The following is a 2,540-nucleotide window of genomic DNA, read 5'->3' on the forward strand; positions in this document are numbered from 1 at the left end:
GACTCGATGATGGACATGCCGATGCCCATAAAGGTCAGCACGGTCACCGTCCAAGCAATCAGGGCAATGCCGCGCGGATCCAGAACCGAGGCATAGTGGAGCACGCCCTGGGTATGGTTGATAGCCAGCGAGCGCCCATATCCATAAGGAATGACGATGGCCAGAAGGACCGCCAGTGCGAAGACAACCCAGCGGACCGGGCGAGCACGGCGCTGCTCAATCTCAGCCAGGGAGTATTCAGAGTCCGGAATGGTCGCCTCAGGATGAGCCGAAACCTTGTTCACTGCGGTCGCCTCATCCGGGTGCGGTTGCACGACTGAGGAACCCGTTGCCTCGCTTCTGCCGGATTCCGCGCCATCCGCATCGTCGAATTGCTCCATCGGCGACCACACCTCCAAGTCCGCTACTCGTGGACACATCGCCTACAAGCTTATACCGGGCGGCGCACCCGCGCTTAAGAGCAGAAAGTACAATTCGCAAACACTTGGCATACAGGCAATAGCAGATAAATGGAGTCATCCTGAAAGCGACACAGCCCACCCACACAGAAGCGAGGAACACCTGATTTCGGCGACCAAAAATGCTGCAGGCCCAAAATCATCCCCCATGTGCCCGAGGAGCACCCGGGCCGCGTCTTCTGACCAGCCGATCATGCGCATCTGAAAACCATGACAATCCGTGTTCAAACACCGTGCTAGTCATATACAAAGCAGACAAAACCCTCAATCAGGGCACACCAATGCGATTACTCCGGCTGGAGAGAATCAAACACTCATGTTCGAACTATGAAGCGGTTATGGATTCTCCCCGGCGCTCCAATAGTGATTCTTTTACTGATTGCAGCAGCCTGTGGAGCTTGGTGAGCGAATCAGTCGAACTGCCTGATGCCGATGACATCACGGAAACTCACATACTCGTCACCGGGGCCGCAACCTGTACCGTAATTTGTACCATAGTAGACGCGATCCGACTGGATCATTCTCCTATCCTCATCATCCAACGAATCCCAGACCCGGCGCTCGGCTTCATCCATTTTCTCGGTGATGGGATGCCTCGACGCATAACTGTCGATCAGATCCTGGGGGATGTTGTCATGAGTGGTGCAGGCCTTATCCTTGGTTGCCATTTCTCTCATGAAATCCTCATCCATGGCCATTCGTCTCCTCTCATCGTTGTGAACCTGTAGGGCATCCATCCCATGCCCCGCAGGATTGTCCCCGCATCTGCTAGGGACACAGAGCATTCTCATTTTTCCATCGAACAGACGGCTGGACCATCCCCAGAGAATCAAACACTCATGTAAGAACTATGAAGCGGTTATAGACTCTCCCCCAGCGCTCCAGTGGCGATTCTCTTGCTGATTACAAAAACATACAGGAATCCGGGGATGAATCAGTCGAACTGCCTGATGCCAAGGACATCGTAGAAACTCACCTTGGTGTCGCCGCCGAAGCCAGCACCATAGTTTGTCCCATAGTATGTACGATCCGACTGGATCATTCGCCTGTCCTCATCATCCAGCGAATCCCAGACTCTGCGCTCTGCATCATCCATGTCATCAGTAATGGGATACTTTGACGTATAGTCATCAATCCTCTTCTGGGGAATATGGTCATAAGTGCTACAGGCCTTATCCTTGGTTGCCATTTTTCTCATGAAATCCTCGTCCATAGCCATTCATCTCCTCTCATCTTTACGAACATGAGGGTATCCTTCCGATTCCCCTGCAGGATTGTCCCCGCGGATGCCAAGGAGCACTTTCCTACTGCCGCACCAGCCACACCGCCAATGGGATTATCCCCGCATATGCAGGGAGCGCACAGCATTCTCGTCCCTGGCCGAGTAGACAGCCGGATCATCTCCAGAGAATCAAACAATCCTCTTCAAACCATACTCATGTTCAAACCATGAAGTGGTTATGGATTCTTCGCCGACACTCCTAATAGTGATTCTTTTACTGATTGAAACAGTATGTCGGAGCCCGGGAATGAACTAGTCGAATCGCCTTATACCGATAACTCCATAGAAATTCACCTCTGCTTTGCCGCCGCCGCAACCTGTACCGTAGTATATGCGATCCTATTGGATCATTCTCCTGTCCGCATCATCCAGCGAATCCCAGACCAGGCGTTCGGTTTCACCCATTTCTCGATGAGGGGATGTCTCGACGGATAGCCATCGATCAGATCCTCATGAATGTTGTCATGACAGGTACAGGCACAATCCCTGGATGCCCTTTCTCTCATGAAATCCTCAAGTATTTTCTGATCGCCTCCTCTCATATTGGTGAACCTGAGGACATCCATTAGATGTCCTTTAAGATCAGCCCCGAGGATGCGGGGGAACACGCTCGATGTGGTCGAGCAGCAACTTCTCCGTCAGGATCATCCCCGATGCCCTGCAAGCCGCCTGTAGAATCATCCCCGCGGATGCAGGGAGCACCTCGGCAAGCCAGAGGATTGGTCCGACGGCAAGGGATCATCCCCGCGGATGCGGGGAGCACCGACTGGAAGACCAACCCACAGACACAGGTGAAGGAT

The 2,540-nt window shown here is 53.1% G+C and carries 3 protein-coding genes and 1 pseudogene; 1 reads left to right on the forward strand and 3 read right to left on the reverse strand.

What is annotated here, in order from left to right:
- From CI601_RS00015 to CI601_RS00025, 3 genes and pseudogenes are all read right to left on the reverse strand, one after another.
- Positions 1–380 (reverse strand): annotated as a pseudogene (locus tag CI601_RS00015) (hypothetical protein); the annotation flags it as partial.
- 488 nt (positions 381–868) lie between these two features.
- Positions 869–1,135 (reverse strand): hypothetical protein, encoded by a 267-nt coding sequence (locus tag CI601_RS00020; protein ID WP_229131898.1) that lies wholly within the window; start codon positions 1,133–1,135, stop codon positions 869–871.
- Positions 1,136–1,392: 257 nt separating this feature from the next.
- A complete protein-coding gene (locus tag CI601_RS00025) occupies positions 1,393–1,677 on the reverse strand; it encodes a hypothetical protein (protein ID WP_229131899.1) in 285 nt (94 codons plus the stop codon).
- 676 nt (positions 1,678–2,353) lie between these two features.
- Here CI601_RS00025 and CI601_RS08465 point away from each other — a divergent pair.
- The coding region (locus CI601_RS08465; protein WP_220702609.1) for a hypothetical protein at positions 2,354–2,540 on the forward strand (187 nt) is incomplete at its 3' end.

This window comes from Bifidobacterium sp. wkB344, assembly GCF_003688305.1.
GTDB classification, from domain to species: Bacteria; Actinomycetota; Actinomycetes; order Actinomycetales; family Bifidobacteriaceae; genus Bombiscardovia; species Bombiscardovia mizhiensis.

Bases quoted from the DNA above. Each gene is read 5' to 3' on its own strand.
- CI601_RS00020 (WP_229131898.1), bottom strand. From the start codon at position 1,135: ATGAGAGAAATGGCAACCAAGGATAAGGCCTGCACCACTCATGACAAC.
- CI601_RS00025 (WP_229131899.1), bottom strand. From the start codon at position 1,677: ATGGCTATGGACGAGGATTTCATGAGAAAAATGGCAACCAAGGATAAG.